This is a genomic window from Paraniabella aurantiaca, assembly GCF_050309965.1.
Taxonomy (GTDB): domain Bacteria; phylum Bacteroidota; class Bacteroidia; order Chitinophagales; family Chitinophagaceae; genus Niabella.
The window spans coordinates 812,259-828,743 of the sequence record NZ_JBLOSY010000001.1 but is presented as its reverse complement, the minus strand read 5'-3'; the positions used below and the strand labels follow the sequence as shown (position 1 = coordinate 828,743).

Annotated in this window: 15 protein-coding genes; 3 read left to right on the top strand and 12 right to left on the bottom strand. The window is 41.1% G+C overall.

The features are described from left to right. Window positions 1–2: 2 nt before the first annotated feature. The 4 genes from ACLOAU_RS03725 to ACLOAU_RS03710 form a co-directional block, all read right to left on the bottom strand. A complete protein-coding gene (locus tag ACLOAU_RS03725; protein ID WP_427860497.1) occupies window positions 3–449 on the bottom strand; it encodes a DUF5362 family protein in 447 nt (148 codons plus the stop codon). A gap of 3 nt (window positions 450–452) precedes the next feature. After that, a complete protein-coding gene (locus tag ACLOAU_RS03720) occupies window positions 453–878 on the bottom strand; it encodes a hypothetical protein (protein ID WP_427860496.1) in 426 nt (141 codons plus the stop codon). A 589-nt stretch (window positions 879–1,467) separates the two neighbouring features. Then, on the bottom strand, window positions 1,468–2,349 hold the full coding sequence (gene miaA / locus ACLOAU_RS03715; RefSeq protein WP_427862678.1) for a tRNA (adenosine(37)-N6)-dimethylallyltransferase MiaA: 882 nt from the start codon (window positions 2,347–2,349) through the stop codon (window positions 1,468–1,470). 45 nt (window positions 2,350–2,394) lie between these two features. After that, entirely contained in the window at window positions 2,395–2,958 is a 564-nt protein-coding gene (locus ACLOAU_RS03710) for an IS1096 element passenger TnpR family protein (RefSeq protein WP_427860495.1), read from the bottom strand. A 608-nt stretch (window positions 2,959–3,566) separates the two neighbouring features. Between ACLOAU_RS03710 and ACLOAU_RS03705 the strand changes: the two genes are divergently transcribed. Both ACLOAU_RS03705 and ACLOAU_RS03700 read left to right on the top strand, forming a co-directional pair. Then, window positions 3,567–3,944 (top strand): ATP-binding protein, encoded by a 378-nt coding sequence (locus ACLOAU_RS03705; protein ID WP_427860494.1) that lies wholly within the window; start codon window positions 3,567–3,569, stop codon window positions 3,942–3,944. A 20-nt stretch (window positions 3,945–3,964) separates the two neighbouring features. Next, a complete protein-coding gene (locus tag ACLOAU_RS03700; protein ID WP_427860493.1) occupies window positions 3,965–4,756 on the top strand; it encodes a DUF8612 domain-containing protein in 792 nt (263 codons plus the stop codon). 115 nt (window positions 4,757–4,871) lie between these two features. Here the strand turns inward: ACLOAU_RS03700 and ACLOAU_RS03695 are convergent, their stop codons facing one another. From ACLOAU_RS03695 to ACLOAU_RS03660, 8 genes are all read right to left on the bottom strand, one after another. Next, complete coding sequence (locus ACLOAU_RS03695) at window positions 4,872–5,498, bottom strand: XAC2610-related protein (protein ID WP_427860491.1); 627 nt, start codon at window positions 5,496–5,498, stop codon at window positions 4,872–4,874. Window positions 5,499–5,704: 206 nt separating this feature from the next. Next, window positions 5,705–6,298 carry a dihydrofolate reductase family protein gene (locus ACLOAU_RS03690; protein ID WP_427860489.1) on the bottom strand — a complete coding sequence of 198 codons (594 nt, stop codon included), beginning with the start codon at window positions 6,296–6,298 and terminating at the stop codon, window positions 5,705–5,707. A 110-nt stretch (window positions 6,299–6,408) separates the two neighbouring features. Beyond that, window positions 6,409–6,867 carry a VOC family protein gene (locus ACLOAU_RS03685; RefSeq protein ID WP_427860487.1) on the bottom strand — a complete coding sequence of 153 codons (459 nt, stop codon included), beginning with the start codon at window positions 6,865–6,867 and terminating at the stop codon, window positions 6,409–6,411. Between the two features lie 98 nt (window positions 6,868–6,965). Further along, window positions 6,966–8,390: a TolC family protein gene (locus tag ACLOAU_RS03680; protein ID WP_427860485.1), complete on the bottom strand. Its 1,425-nt coding sequence runs from the start codon at window positions 8,388–8,390 to the stop codon at window positions 6,966–6,968. Beyond that, the gene (locus ACLOAU_RS03675; protein WP_427860483.1) at window positions 8,374–9,690 is read right to left on the bottom strand and encodes an HlyD family secretion protein; all 1,317 of its coding nucleotides are present in this window, start codon (window positions 9,688–9,690) and stop codon (window positions 8,374–8,376) included. The genes ACLOAU_RS03680 and ACLOAU_RS03675 overlap by 17 nt, the downstream gene beginning before the upstream one ends. Before the next feature lie 46 nt (window positions 9,691–9,736). Next, the gene (locus ACLOAU_RS03670) at window positions 9,737–11,407 is read right to left on the bottom strand and encodes a peptidase domain-containing ABC transporter (protein WP_427860481.1); all 1,671 of its coding nucleotides are present in this window, start codon (window positions 11,405–11,407) and stop codon (window positions 9,737–9,739) included. An 8-nt stretch (window positions 11,408–11,415) separates the two neighbouring features. Next, window positions 11,416–12,090, bottom strand: coding sequence for a TetR/AcrR family transcriptional regulator (locus tag ACLOAU_RS03665; RefSeq protein WP_427860479.1), 675 nt, complete (start codon window positions 12,088–12,090; stop codon window positions 11,416–11,418). Window positions 12,091–12,648: 558 nt separating this feature from the next. Next, complete coding sequence (locus ACLOAU_RS03660) at window positions 12,649–14,130, bottom strand: glycoside hydrolase family protein (protein ID WP_427860478.1); 1,482 nt, start codon at window positions 14,128–14,130, stop codon at window positions 12,649–12,651. A 50-nt stretch (window positions 14,131–14,180) separates the two neighbouring features. Between ACLOAU_RS03660 and ACLOAU_RS03655 the strand changes: the two genes are divergently transcribed. Continuing rightward, complete coding sequence (locus ACLOAU_RS03655) at window positions 14,181–16,358, top strand: HAD-IIB family hydrolase (RefSeq protein WP_427860477.1); 2,178 nt, start codon at window positions 14,181–14,183, stop codon at window positions 16,356–16,358. Window positions 16,359–16,485 lie beyond the last annotated feature (127 nt).

Genomic DNA, 16,485 nt, shown 5'->3' with positions numbered 1-16,485 from the left:
TACTATCCACCAAAAGTAGTGCCTAACATGCCTCCAACTAATGATAATACGAACAGGACAATGATCAGGAACATAATAATGCCCCATATTTTGAAATAGCTTGCCAGGCTTTGTAAACCTGTGGTCAATTTTACGGGATTATTGTCAGCAATTCCTGCTTTAACCAGCGAAGAAAAGCGAAAAAGGAAATAGAATGCCAGCACGCTTATGGCCAGGGAAATAAATGCCGATATATAGGTGCTACCCTGCATGAGTTGTTGCATATCATCTTTGCTGAATCCTTCCTGGGCCGCAGGGGCCGCTGGTAAAGGCCGGGTGAGTGTAGCCAGAATTCCTGCGAGCGAGCCTCCTAAAGAAATGATTGCTGCAATGCCGGCTATTTTAGCTGCAGACAGGATATTACGATGGAGCAAAGACTGTTCATTGGGCAATTGTTGATCCGTCTGCATGAATTATATAAGATTTGAAATGTTTATGATGAGTTGTAAACCTGTGAAGGCAATAACCGCAATGAAAAAGTTTTTCAGGTAAATAAATGCCTGCGATAACAGAGTGTTGTTTTGCTGCTGAATGCCCTGTAATAATAACTGTGACGCCTTGTACAGGTAATATAAAACCATGGCTGCAATAAAAAAAACAACAAAAAAGCCGGCTACCAGGGCCGGGTACATTCCCTTCATAGAGGGTATTGAAGTTGCCATGGTTTGTAAGATCTGCGCTCCGCTGAAGAGCATAATGATGACTATAAATGATCCGATACCAAAACCTACAACCGAAATAAGCCTGGTCCATTTACTGATTTCCAGCAAGGCTGTTTTATCTGTATCCGGGATATTGTTGTTAAAAATCTCTTCCTGTTGTTCCTCGTCCTGTATCATCCGGCAAAGATACTGGTTTCATGCAGAGCAGGGATAAGTGCGAAGGGCTATTGTATATTGAAAATTGAGTATTGAGAATTGTTTATTGAGCATTTTCTCTCACCAATTCACCTCTAGTTATACCCAACTAGTTTTTTTTCACTCAGAGCACGCCAAGAAGCAGAGAAGTAGATACGTATGTACAGTGCTTATTGTAAATGGAGAATTGTTTATTGAGCATTTTCTCTCGCCAATTCACCACTAGTTATACCCTACTAGTTTTTTCACTCAAGAAGCAGATACGTATGTACAGTGCTTATTGAAAATGGAGAATTGTTTATTGAGCATTTTCTTTCACCTATTCACCACTAGCTATAGTCTACTAGCTTTTTTTCACGCAGAGCGCGCCAAGAAGCAGATACGTATGTACAGTGCTTATTGAAAATGGAAAATTGTTTATTGAGCATTTTCTTTCACCTATTCACCACTAGCTATAGTCTACTAGCTTTTTTTCACGCAGAGCGCGCCAAGAAGCAGATACGTATGTACAGTGCTTATTGAAAATGGAGAATTGTTTATTGAGCATTTCTTCTCACCTACTCACCACTAGCTATTTCCCTACTAGCTTCTCTACTAACGGAATGATCTTATCTTCCCCGGCATCTATCCAATGCATCTCTGCCTGCCTTTTAAACCAGGTCATCTGCCGTTTGGCATAGCGGCGGGTATTTTGCTTGATGTGTTCAATGGCTTCTTCGCGGGAAATGGTTCCTTCAAAATAATCAAATAATTCCCGGTAGCCAACCGTTTGCAAGGCATTCAGGTATTTGTAAGGTAGTAGTTGTTTTGCCTCCTCCTCTTGTCCGGCCTGCATCATGAGGTCTACCCGCATATTGATTCTTTCGTATAGTTTTTCCCGGGGCAATTCAAGCCCCACCTGGATCGTTCGAAACGGGCGGGGCCGCCTGCCCGAATTGCGAAAACTGACAATGGACTGGCCGGTGCCTAACACCACTTCCAGCGCCCGCATCATTCGCTGGGGATTTTGCATTTCACCGGTTGACGAGAATAGCGGGTCGTGTTGTTGAAGTTGCTCCTGTAACCAGTTGATACCTTTTACCTCATACTCGCTAACCACCTGCGTTCTTATGTGTGCTGCTACTTCGGGTATGGCGTCCAACCCTTCGGTCAATGCCTTAATGTACAGGCCGGTGCCACCCGTAACCACAACCGTATCATACTTTAAAAAAAGTTCGCTTAAAAGGTTCAGTGCATAATGCTCGTACCACACAGCGTTAATATCATCCTGTATACGGTGGGAAGCAATAAAATAATGGGGTACCTGGCTCAGCTCTTCTACCGACGGGCGGGCCACACCAATATTCATTTCTTTAAAACACTGGCGACTATCGGCCGATAGAATAACTGTATTGAAATGCCGGGCAACTTCAATGGCATGCGCTGTTTTGCCCACAGCCGTTGGCCCTGCAATAACAATGATCGATTTGATAACTAAAATTTAGTATTAATAGCGGGATTAATCTTCTTCTTCCTGGTATTCGTCAGACGATTCTTCGACGCTCATATCCTCACCTTCTTCGTTCTTTTCGTTAAAGCCTTCGGCACCGCGGGTAAGGTCATATTTCTCTTCAATATCGGCAAATTTATCGCCTAATAGCCCTTTTGTGCCGTATTGTTTGGGTCCGATTCCCTCGCTACGTACCACGGCCGGATATTCCTGCCGGCTATCAGCTTCCTTGGATACATTGATCAGTTCGATCAAAAAATTCCAAAGCTTGTGAAAATCGTAGGTATAAGTAAAGCGTTGGTTCGTATTTTTTACTTCAGATCCGATAGTAGTTTCGGCCATGATCAGGGGATCTACCCTGTATTGCTTATCGTATTTCTCCAGGGAAATTTCGCGGCCCTGCTGCCAATTGTCATTACTGCGATAAAAAGTAGCCTGGTGCTTATTATCAAACTCGTAGGCTTTCAAAATTGTTTCATGCAGCTGCAGGAAGTTTTGCGTATGTTTAATCACTACATCACGGTAAATGCTATCATCCTCCTCGAAATATACTCTGAATTTTAGAATTGCCATACGGCGAATTTACGGAAATGTGTGGAGATGGGATAGAGGCATATCTGCTGAAATTTTGACCGGGGCGAAAATGCAGATTTTCGGGGCCGGGGATCGGTGGTTGGTGCCTCGCTACTAATGGCGCGGATAGTGTTGCAATTAAACTGTTGCTTGGTAGAAACGGCAATCTTGTTGATAATCTTGTAAAAAAAATGATTTTTTGCTAACTATATAGTCTACTTATTGTTTACGCTGAACACTTAAATTTGCCTACGAACTCCACTGTACACATCAATAATCAGATCAGATTATTGCAAAGTTTGCTGAAGAAGCAGTAAATCAATTTGACTACATGTTCTTGGGATAATCCCTGGATAGGCGCTCCGGGGATGGGGCGTTTCGCTTTTATTGGGGAAGTAGAAAGGCGTCTTACTCCTCATCTTAGATTTTTTTAGAATTCATTTGTACAGGCAGGGAGCCCGCCCGGTATAGGTGGGTGTATGAATCACGTGAGGCGGTAGCGATGGGAGAAACCGATTGGAGATTATGGGGAAGGTGCGCATAGCAGTTTTCAATTGCATTTATAGAAGTGCAAAAATGACATAAAATGCACTTTTAAATGTGCAAAAATGGATGACATTTTAAACAAGTCGATGAGACTGGTACGTAAGGTACAAACAGGCAGTATTCGGTATTTGTTTGATAAAATATTGTGGAATAATAGATTGATAGGCATTAAAGGAGCCAGGGGCATGGGGAAAACTACAATGCTTTTACAAAAAATAAAAGCGCTTCAACTACCGCCTCATCAGGCTACCTACTGGACATTGGATGACTTGTTTTTTACCAATGCAAGCCTGGTTGATACCGCTGTACAATTCTATAATAAGGGAGGAAGGTATTTATTCCTCGATGAAGTTCATAAATATCCGGGTTGGTCACAGCACATTAAAAACCTGTATGATCTGTATGATGATTTGAAAATTGTTTTACCGGTTCTTCTATAATAGATATTGCAAAAGAGAAAGTGGACTTAAGTCGAAGGGCTTTAATGTACACACTGGATGGTATGTCTTACCGGGAATATCTGAACTTCAAATATCAATTAAAATTACCTATAATCACTTTCCAGGAAATTATAAATGGTACCAACAATTGGCGGAATGAATTACCGGAGAGTTTTAGGCCACTCGAGTATTTTTCGGCATACCTGAAGCAGGGATATTACCCGTTTTCACTGGAGGATGAAGAAAGCTTTGCTAGCAGGTTGCAGCAAGTTATTCGCATTATTGTAGAATATGATATGGCCCATTTGCAAGGGTTCGACATCAGAAATGCACAAAAACTTTTGCAACTGTTGTATATTCTTTCAGCAAATGTGCCATTTAAGCCCAATATAACCGAGCTGGCAAGAAAGACGGATATCCACAGGAATACTATCAATAGCTATTTGCACTTTTTGGAGGATGCGCAAATGATACGGCTATTGTATCCGGATGGGAACAGCGTCAGCACATTACAAAAGCCGGAGAAAATATTTTTGAATAATACCAATCTGGCATTTGCACTGGCCACCAACACCACTAATAAAGGCAATTTGAGAGAAACTTTTTTTGCTGCCCAGCTTTCAGTAGATCATAAAATTAGTTTGCCCAAGCAGGGAGATTTTATGATAGACAACCAATACATTTTTGAAATTGGTGGAAAGGGCAAAACAAATAAGCAGATTAAAGACATCGAAAATAGTTTTGTGGTAGTTGATGACGAAGATTTCCCCGTAAGTAAAATACCACTTTGGGTGCTGGGGATGGGGTATTGAGCAAATAACAGCAGTCTGGTCGTTTCAAGTCAAATCAAAATAATGAATAGTCTGTCGCAACAATTGTTTATACCAGCTACAGCCTGCAATTGAAAATGTCCCATAGTCAAGGGCATTACCGACGCCTCCTTTCCTTTTTCAATATAGATTTTACAGCCTTCTTATAGTCCCGGTCATAACTGCCGTCATCAGTTTGATTGTCGTAAATAACAATACCAAAATCCTTAATAGAGTTGCCTTTTATTTTATAGAAGCCGGTCCAGATTTGGCCGGACATCACATAATTGGTTATCAACTTATATTGCGGTAGATAAGCAGGGTTTTTAATGACTTCAAAGCCTTTGATCTTTTTCAATTTGTTTTGAGCTGTATCAACCAGGTATAAATAATAGGTCTGGTTGCTTCTTACATCTGAAATGTTGTGCACCAAAATATCCGGTATCTTATCATCATTATAATCGGCAAATTCAACAGTCCGGGTTTTGCTAAAAACAGCGTCTGAGAAAATGGGCATATACTTTCCGCCTGATAACCGGCTAACAGTAAACAAAGTATTCGGGATGTTTTCGTCTTCATTAGTTGAGCCAATAACAGTTAAGGTGATCTGGTAATTTTTGTTGGGATATATCGAATCGCAGCGGATAGTGTCACATAATTGAAATGAAAATTTATTTTGCGCCACAATATTGACTGCTGACAGCGATAATAGGAAAGAGACAATGAATAACCTGTATTTTAACATGACCGTTTTTATTCTTAACCTTATTGCGGTCATCATTGCTGCCGCCCTGGAGTTTGACTTTATATATACAAACCTCGCGGTTGTAATCAACTATCCCGGATGGCTACAAAGATGCAAATTCCAGAATAATTGACCACTGCCACGAGAACAAAATTAACCAATCATTTTTCCCCAAGTCAGATGGTTGCGACCCCATACCCCAATAGCTAAGCTCTTGCCTGCCCGGTCTTAATTGCTCCTGCCCGCAAATAACGACAAATGATCACACCGGTTGAAGTTACAATATGCTCAGCTAAGGTGTAAGACTTCGGAACTGCGGCGTTATCAAAAAGTCGCTTACCTTCACCCAAAAGAACAGGGTGGATTTTGAGTCGGAGTTCATCTACCAGGTCATTGTTCAATAACAGGTGCACCAGTTCGCTGCTGCCCCATACCTGTATGTCAGGCCCCGCCGATTGTTTGAGTTGTTGAATATCAGCAAGCGCTGTAATAAAGTGGGTATTATTCCAGTCGGATTGCTTCCTGGTTGCAGATAATACGTATTTCTCTCCTTCGTTAATGCCTGGCCAATAATCCTTATGTTGTGGCCAGTACTGCTCCCATATCTCAAAGGTCTTTCTGCCTAAAAGATAGGAAGCAGGTTCTAACTCTTGCTGAACCACTTTGCCATACGTTTCGTCGCCATAAGGGCCTGTCCAGCCACCGTATTTAAATCCGCCGGATTCGTCTTCTTCCGGGCCGCCCGGCGCCTGAATAACTCCATCCAGTGTAAGCATAGACAAAACAATGATCTTTCGCATATATATCGTGTTTTATTATAGCATAAAGATCGCCAATAATATATGATAGGATAGAGGTAGGGTATGACAAATATAGGGTCTGTTGCGACAGTGTTTGGATCCCGTTTAATTTACGCATTCCTGTTTATCCGTATCCAGTCATCATACGAAATAACTCCCCGTTCAGGTTGAGCATCTCCTTCCAAAACTGATATAAATTCCAGCTGGTGGCCATCCGGATCGTTAAAATAGATGGCGATAGCGGGCATCCATGCAAAAACCATGGGTTGGTGAGACCCGTCTTTCAAAAAATTATACGGTCTTAAGTTTCGATCGTTTAAAAAATCAACAGCCTTATTTAAAATGAAATCTTTATCGCATCTGAAAGCAAAGTGTTGCGGATAGATTTGTGATTTAGGTCTTTCCCAAAGCCCCAGCATGGCTTCGCGTGGCTTTCCTACCCAGAAAAACGCAATGCGCCTTTCTTCTTCAAAATAGCATTGGGTAAGCCCTAAAACCTGTTCATAAAAATGGATGGATGCCTCCAGGTTTTCAACAAATAAATGTGTTTCGTAAAGTCCTTGTATCATAGCTGAATGTTATGTGTAATAAATATAATAACACAACAATAGGTAATGCTATTTGGTTGAGTAGCTTTCGGGGAATATAGAAATATAGATAAGCTTGCTTACTTCCTGCTAAGTGCCGGACTACTGAAGTTTTCGTTCAGCCATTTCAGTTGATTGTAACTATTCACAAACTTCAATCGTAATTCAATCAGCTTTTGTTCAGCTTCCAACAATTTGTTTTCCCTGGAGTTAATAAGAAACAGGGAACTTTCGCCATTGCCAAAACGGGTTTCTTCTGCATTTAGCAAACGCCGGTAGTTAATAATGTTTTGCTGTGCAATATCGATCTGGTTGCGATAATTGATCACTTCATTTTTATAGGCGGTTATCTTAGTATGTAGCTCCTGTTGTTTGTAATCAGTATCCAACTGGTTCTGCTCAATTTTCGATTGAGCGATCCTGTAGTCAGCTCTTGCTTCTCTCAACAAAAGAGGAATTTCCAGTTTCAATCCATATTGGTAGTTGTTTTGAAATAGTGGAAAATAGTCTGCCTTATATTGCTCTTTGTTGAAGAAGTTATAAGTAAAATCAAGCTTGGGCAATAAACTTTGTTGTTTCAACCGACGTTCACTTTCCAATATGCGATTTTTTTGGGTATAGTACCGAACAGCTGCATGCTGGTTGAGCGGCCGGTTTTCCAGAGCAGCCAACAGGGAGTGGTAGTTTTGGTAGGAGTGGTTTTCTATTAAATTATCAGCTGGCGTAACAGCCAGATTCAGGTCATAAGGTTCCCGGTTTTTAGTCCACATAAATAAAGAAAGTTCCTGCGTGGCCTTCACCAATTTCAGGTAGGCGTCCCCTAGCTGCAATTCAAAACTCTGGAGCTGCGATAAGGCCTCCGTTGTATCAATAGCCGCGCGCTCTCCATACTCAAGTGTTTTTTGGGTGAGCTTCAGGCGGTTGCGGTTAACCGCTACTGTTTGCGCCTGCAGTTGATAAACCTCGTATTGCTTCACCCAATCCCAGTAAATATTTTCTGCATCCAGCATTAACTGATTGGTTAAAACCTGTTGTTCAGCCTCGGTCATCTGCAGCCCGATTCGTGCCTGGTCGAGTAAAGCCCTTCGCTTATCATATAAAAGATTTTTGGCCAGTGGTAAAGTAATACCAAACTGGAAAAGACCACCTTTGGTAGTACTGTTGTTGAGTTTTTGCCCGTCGATATAGTTGTAGTTCCCATTTAACTCTATACCGTACCAGGTGGGAATTCCGAGTTCAATATTTGTTTCTTTATAGTAGTTCAACCCGTCTATAGTTTTAGCGCCGTTCTTCCCGTTTACCAGCGGATCATAGTTGCCCCGTGCTTTCTGAATTTCATCGGCGGCTATCCTTTGTTGCAACCGGTAGCGAAATGCCAGCGGGTGATAGTTTTTTACTATTGCAAGAAACTCATCATGGGACAGGCGCAAGGTATCCTGACCAAAACTGGAGCCGGGAAAACAAACTATGATGATGAATAAAATGGTGCTATTTATATTTTTCATTACCACTCGCAGGTTTTTCGTTTTTTACTGTATAGTAATCAGGAGGGAACCCGTTGATATTTCTCCAAAGCTCATACCATACCGGCACGTCATTCAATATAGCAATGCCTTGTACACCGGCACCCATTTTTAACTGAGGTGGCCAGGGTTTTTTACCTTCATCTTCTATGGCCAACGCCCTGAAAAGCCCATTGGCGCCAATATTGCTTTCCACAGCTATTACTTTTCCTTTGAAGATGCCATAGCTGGTATTAGGCCAGCCGGAGAACACAATAGCCGGGAACCCGTCAAAAACAAACATCACCGATTGTCCTGCTTTAACCAGTGGCAGGTCTACCGGTTTAATATAAATTTCAACAGCATAATCAACATTGCCGGGAACGATTGAGCCAATACTCTCACCATCTTTCAATATTTCGCCAATACCTGCTTTGTTCAGCTGAACAATCTGCCCGTCCTGCGCAGCAATTACGGCATACAGGCCACGGCGTATTTTATAATTGGAAACCTGGTTTTTCAATTTAGCTATATCGCCCTCACTGCTTTCAATCTGCCCCATGCTTTGAAAACGCTCTCCCTGTGTTTTATTGAGTTTTTCTGAATAATCCTGCACCGTAGCACTTTGTTCCAGGTTTACAGTGATAATTTCCTGCCGGGTTTGTGCCAACTTATTTTGGGCAGCCGTCTTTTTAGCGGTGGCGTTTTGGTAAGCGATGCTTCTTTGCTGTAACTGCGTTAAAGAAACCAGGCCTTCATCATACATTTTTTTTTGTCGCTGATATTGATCGGTAGTAAGCTCCAGCTCATTGTTGGCTGCTTCCAGTTCGGCTTCTTCGGCTGCCAGCTTATTGTTCAGTTGACCCAGCTTTACTTTTAGTTGTTCGAGCTTTAAATCACGTCCGCTTGCTAAGGCGCTTAACTGTGCAGCCGTGGTGTTTACTTTGGCCTCGTAATAATCCCGCACTCCCTGCTTGGCTTTTACCTGTTCTTCGGTACGGTCTATCAACAAGGGATCCATATAGTCTTCTTTGATCTCCGTGAGCTGTAGTATCGTGTCGCCCTTCTTTACAAAGTCGCCATTCTTCACATGCCATTTGGCAATACGGCCAGGTATAGGTGAGTTGAGCTGCTGCGGCCGTTGTTCCTGTAATAAAGAGGTTACGTTGCCCTTAACTTTTATATTTTGTGTCCAGGGAAGAAATAAAAAGATAATGCATAAAGCCAGGAAAATATAAAACCAGCGCTTTACTCTCGACTTGCGGTTATAATGATAGATATTATTAAACGATTCTAATTTCATCTTTGATGATTTATTTTGTTGTTACCATAGGGGCGGCAAGTTCCTGTTAACTTTCTTTGGATATCCTTCCTTTGTTAAGGAATAATGTTTGATCGGCAATAGCGATCAGGTCTTCATTTTGCGATACGATGATAATGGTAGTGTGTTGTTGGATCTCTTGCAGGTATGCAATCATCTTGGCTGAAAACTGACGGTTCATGCCGGCAATGGGATCTTCCAGTAACAGCAACCGCTTTTTACCAACTGCTGCTCTCAGCAGTAATATTTTCTTCCTTGCACTAAACGATAGCTCGGTATCTGTTTCACTAAGTTGGGTAAGTAATCCTTCAGTAAACTGGCTCGACAGATCTTCAATGCCCCAACGGCGGGTTAGTTCTACGATGTCATCGGTACCCACATCTTCACGTCCGAGGAGGATATTGTCCAGCAGTGAACCTTTGATGATCGCCATATCTTCCAGGTAAATACCCGATGCATCTCTGAACGACTCTTTATTGAGATTCTTTAACGGAATTTTGTCGAATAGGATGGTACCACTGGTGGGTTCATAAAACCCGATGATGATGTTCAATAATAGAGATTTCCCGGCGCCCAGTACACCGTTGATTACTGTAATACTGTTAGCTGGTATATTGAAATTGAGGTTCTGAAGTACAGGCTTCTGATCGTTAAAGTGAAACGATACATCGCTAAAAGTAATTTCCATACCGGTCCCGTTTTTTTCAACCTCTATATCAGCCGAAGGTTCCTCCTCCAGGTCGGTTACCTTGCTTAACTTGGTAAGGGATGTAATTACATCATAATAGCTTTCAAGGCTTTTAATTAATTTTTCTACTGCGGTTAAAATGGTGAGTACTACAATCTCCGTAGCTACGAATGCCCCGATATTCAATTCCTGGTTCACCAGCAGGTAAGTGCCAATGGCCAGCATCACTAAAGTGATGATCACTTTAAAACCTATTATCGTCCAGTATTGAAAAACCAGAACTTTAAAGTGAGCAGTGCGGTGTTTTAAATAGCGCATTACACGCTCATCCGTTCCCTTTAAATGTGTGTTGGCCTTCGAGTTTATTTTGAATGTTTTAACAGAGCTGGCAATATCTTCCAGCCAGGAAGCCACTTCGTATTTCCGGTCACTTTCATCTAAACTCGACTGGATGCCCGAGCTCATCGTCAATCTGAATATGACTATTACGATGATCAATACCAGCGCACCAAATACTAAAAACCAGGGATGGTAGAAAGATAGCAATACGATTCCAAAAACAATTTGTATCAGCGCAGTAGGTATTTCCAGCAATAATTTCGATATGCCTTTTTGTAAATTAGGCGCGTCGAAAAAGCGGTTTAATAATTCGGGCAGGTAATACTTCCTGGAAACTTTAAGGTTGATTTTTGGCAGCTTTTCTGCAAAAACCAGTGAATACTCTACGAATATTTTTTGCTGTATTTTTTCGATGATCTGCATGACCCTGATGCGGAAATAACCGGCCAGAAAAGTACCAGCCACCACAAACCCAATGAGCAGGTAAAGCGATGTCACCATAGTGGCGCCCATAACAAAGCTCACAATAGCTTGTATTCCGAGGGGTATGCTTAATTGCACCAGGCCATTGAGTATGGCATAGAAATAAATATTGGCGGCATCTTTTTTTTCTTTGGTTATATATTGAAAAAGCTTCCTGCTGTTAAATTTTGTATCGCCCTGTTGTGCCATGTATGTATTTATTTAATGGCAGAAAATGCCAATTGATTCAGATAATTCAGTACGTACTTTTTATGCTGTTGGTGTGATGTATTGTTGGTAAGAGAGGGAAGGTGCTCGCTGAAAAACTGCTGGTCGTGAGCTGTTTCCAGTAAAGTACTGGCCAGCGATCGTGCATAAGGGTATCCTGGGTTTATTTCGAGGATGATCATGCTGATTCGTCTGCAAAGGCTTTTAAGTGGGTTAAAGGCCATTTCTTTGTTGATGGTATCTACTTCCTTTACCAGGTAAGATTTGCTGCTCTCAGATATAACAATACTATGTAAATGATCCAGGTTATAATCCATCAGCCGTCGTTCTTCTTTCTGACAGTGCGTAATGATGGTAATGATAATTTTTAACTTGTCGCAGGAAGCCGTCCCGGAGGGAATCAGCATCTCGCTTAAAAATTCAAGATAAGACCAGTACCAGTTTAGGATATATATCAGCAAACGATGCTTTGAGGTAAAGTACCGGTAGATGGTAGCTTCAGTGGTGTGAATTTTTGCACTAAGCTTCTTAAAAGTAAATTGCTCAAAACCTAATTCATAAATAAGGTCGATTGCATTTTTGACGATGGTTTTGCCGATATCACTACTTTCAGGATCCTTCACATACAAATGCTGATTCAATTTGAACTTCAATAAAAATTCCATATTGAGATTGAATTGAATTTTCAAAAATTGCAGCGAAAGTAGCTGGTACTAATACGATAGAAAATAATAGTAATACTATTTTTGACAGATAAGAGATATTCTAATGTGGATGATATTTTTCTAATGTGTTTTAATACTTAATACACCCGGATCTAAAGCGTTAGCTTATTGCCCGAAACCATTGCTGATTAATGAATTTTGAGGAAAAATTGATCTGTCCCATTAATTGATGGTGTGGTGATTTTGACGTTGCTGGCTCTAATTATTTTCTAATGCATTCTAATCTTATTCTAAGCAGATTTGACTGGTAAACATCAATAAAAAACCCCTCGTGGAAACGTGGGGTTTAAACCAAAACTAACTGCTTATGAGAAAAACTTTAATTGCTTATTTATATATAGTAAGACGCTCATCTTCTCTTATTCCTTCGCTCCGTTTGGGCGTTTAACATTTTTTTAAGTATCCGTCTTAAAAACACAATCTCGTCTTATCCGGCACTATAACAACAACTGTCTGTAATTGTTGAATACACTTTATTTTTTAGTCAAAAATGTATCACTAGGCATTGCTGATGTATTCATCTTCAAGAGGCGGCAGTTTTTTAATAAAGCTATTATTGAGCGAAACCACAGAAGAAGCCGAATACAAACCAATAAAATTGTTATTGTAGTTGTAGTCTATTAAAGTGAGTTTAACCAGACCGTCAATCGCCAGCTCGATATAGTTTCCAAAACGGATCAGCTTAAAGTGGTAGGTATAACGCGGGTTAATGGTAAAGCTGTTATCCTGCAGCACTTTAAAATTAAAATTAGACCGGATGTCGGCTTCATTAAAGCCCCAGGCACGTACTTCTATATGCCCGTTAACAACATCAAAAGAGTAATAATATCCCGAGCCATCTTCGTCCATATCTGTCACCAGGCCCAGCTTTCCCATGCCTTCGACAGAGAGCACGCCTTCCCATATAAAATCGTCTGCAGGCTTTTCTACTACAAACAATTCATAGCCACTCCTGGAGCCCACTACCCAGCGGTTATCTTCAATGCTGTGTGAGGCGGTAGGATTGTCGAACAGGCATCTTATCGTATTAAAATGATTCTGATCAAGAATGTCATAGGCGACATCTTCCCAGTGATCAAAACTTTTCAGTAACAGTCGTCCTCTTTCGTCGGTGTCTAATTGTTTGGGAGGCAGAAAAACACGATGTGAATTGATCAACCCCGATGTATAAAAAAAGGAATATATAAGTGTTTTGCCATTAATACTTTCAACAACTCTGGCTGCATAATTGCCTTGCGGTAACAGTACGTTAGCATGGAAAGCGTGGTACTCGCCCAGGAACGCATCGCTGAACCAATAGCGAACTTTTACATCTTCTCTTATAGAAGCAATAGCGTAATAGCGACCATTGAGTTCAAATACACAGGGACACTCAAGATCGTCGTACACCATAGGCATATGCAAGGGCTTCAGATACTCCACCTGCTCTCCTTCCTGTTTCAATAACCCAATACAACCACGCCGGGATACGGGTCCGCGTGAAGAACGTGCGCATATCAGATAGTACGCTGTGTTTTCATATTCAATGCGATATGGATCTCTGAAACTAAGCCATTTACGTGGACTGTCGTCCATGCTTTCGTAGTACGGACCCTTAGATTCAATAGGGAAAATACCCTGGTTCTTTTTCTCCCAGTTATATAGATCGTAGGATACCGCAAGCCCTATCATAGAATTGGTGCCTCTCAGCTTTCTTTGTAAACCGGTATAGTACATTTCGAAACGCTCACCTACCTTGCATACATGCATGGTCCATAGCATATCATCATCCCACTCACCGGGATCGCCTACGAACAATGCATTCTTTACTCTTTTCCAGGAGATGCAGTCGTTGGAAACAGCATGGGCTATATAGTCATGATTAGGTATAATTAAATGAAACAGGTGGTATACACCATCATGTAAAATAATAGTTACATCACCTATTTCCCAATCGCTAAAACCAGAGCCCGAATAAAAACTTCTTTGTATGTTTTGCATTTGTTTAAAAATAATTATATTTCAACCACTCAAAAACCACACCTATAAAAATGAAAAGTTATTACATTCAATTATTTAGCCCTCATGGTTTGATAAGATTTCACCAGGCAGAGATCGGGCGCGATAAAGATACAGGAGGACAGGTAAAATATGTATTAGAATTGCTGGAGGCGCTTTCAAAGCATCCGCAGGTCAGAAAGGTGGATCTATTCACCAGGCGTATAACCGATAAAAGAGTATCTGCATCTTACAGTCAGCCAATAGAAGTAGTTAATGAAAAAGCGCGTATAGTACGCATGGATTGCGGCGGGCAGTTGTATAAGGAAAAGGAGCAACTATGGGATCATCTGGATGAGTTTATTAATAATACCATACGCTTTAATGAAGCAGAAGACGATTATCCTGATGTATTGCACGGTCATTATGCTGACGGTAATTATATTGCCTGTGAATTGAGCAAAATCTTTGCGCTTCCCTTAATTGCGACAGGCCATTCTTTAGGAAGAAATAAAAAGCGTATGCTTTTAAACCAGGGGTGGGAAGAAAAGAAACTGAACGATCGCTTTAATATGCAACGTCGTATAGACGAAGAAGAAAAAGTAATTTCCAGTGCAGATGTTGTGATTGTAAGTACCCGGCATGAAATAGAAACGCAGTACATGGACTACAACAATAAACCCCAGGCTAACTTTAAAGTGATACCGCCAGGTGTTAATAGTGACGTGTTCTATCCCTATTACCGTTTAGAAATGCCTTCGTTTGCCATGACTATCGAGCAGGAGCAGGCATTATATAAAATCAACTCTGAAATAGAACGTTTTTTATTCAATGCAGACAAGCCTTTGATATTGTCAATAGGCCGCGCAGATAAGCGTAAGAATTTTGAAGCCATTATTACCAGCTACGGGCAGGATAAAGAATTGCAGGCCATGGCCAACCTGGCCATTTTTGCAGGAGTGAGAAAAGACATAACGCAGATGCCTGAAGATGAAAAAGAGATATTGACCAATCTCTTACTGCTGATGGATAAATATGATCTGTATGGAAAGATGGCATTGCCTAAAAAAAATGATCCGGGCATTGAAGTGCCTGAAATATACCGGATTGCTGCCCGTAAAAAAGGCGTTTTTGTAAATGCTACTCCCGGCGAGAACTTTGGTCTTACCATTGTGGAAGCAGCGGCCTGCGGACTACCTATCGTTGCATCACCCACCGGAGGACCTAAAGAAATTGTAGAAAAGGCAGATAATGGCTTATTGATTGATGTGGAAGATACTGCTGCTATTGCCAGTGCATTAAAGAAGATAATTGCAGACAGGGCCTTATGGGATCACTACTCGGCCAATGGCATCAAAGCGGGTGCTGAAGATTATGCTTGGAACAAACATGCAGAAAAATACATAGAAACCGTTAATGATATTTTCAAAGAAAAATCAGAAAAGTTCCAGGCTCAAACATCTTTTGGACGAAAACTGGCTGATGCTCATTTGTTCCTGATCAGCGATTTGGACGGTACCTTGGTAGAAGGAGACGATTTGACGGGACTTGAGGAGTTAATGAACTGGTTGCGTGAAAATCCGGGAGTCGTGTTTGGTATATCCAGCGGCCGCAGCAAAGCTTTAATGCAGGAAGCGCTTCAGAAGTATCCATTTGTAAACCCGGACGTGCTAATTTGTTCAGCAGGAACTGAATTGTATTACACCAGGGATTTCATACCCGATGTAGGTTGGGAAAAACATATTAATCATCAATGGAAACGACAGCAAATACAAACAGCGATGGAAGAGCTACCGAATATAACCTTACAGGGCGCCGATGCGCAATGGCCCTTTAAGATCAGCTACTTTGCCACCGAGAATTTTACTGGAGACGATCTGGCTAACGTCAATAAACAACTGTATGATCGAAAGTTGCCGGCGAAAGTACTGCTTACTGATAATAAGTACCTGGATATTATACCCCGCCGTGCAGGAAAGGGCAATGTAGTAAGATACCTGAGCTATAAATGGAAACTTCCTGTTGAACAATTTATAACTGCCGGCAATGGTGGTAATGATATAGATATGTTGCAGGGACAGGCTAAAGGAATTGTAGTTGCTAACTACAGTAAGGAGCTTAATGTATTAAAAGGTAAGCGAAATGTTTACTTCGCCGGTATGCCTTTATCATCAGGAATAATGGAGGGAATAAATTTCTATGCCAAAAACATTAAAAAGCAGGACAAATAGTGTTGTTTGAAGTACAAGACGGTATGGTCCCTCAACATTAACAATACTTTCTGATTTTTGGCATAATATTATATATTTGCTCATTAATTATGCGTTTTAATCTGTTTTATAATTAGAAATAGATGAT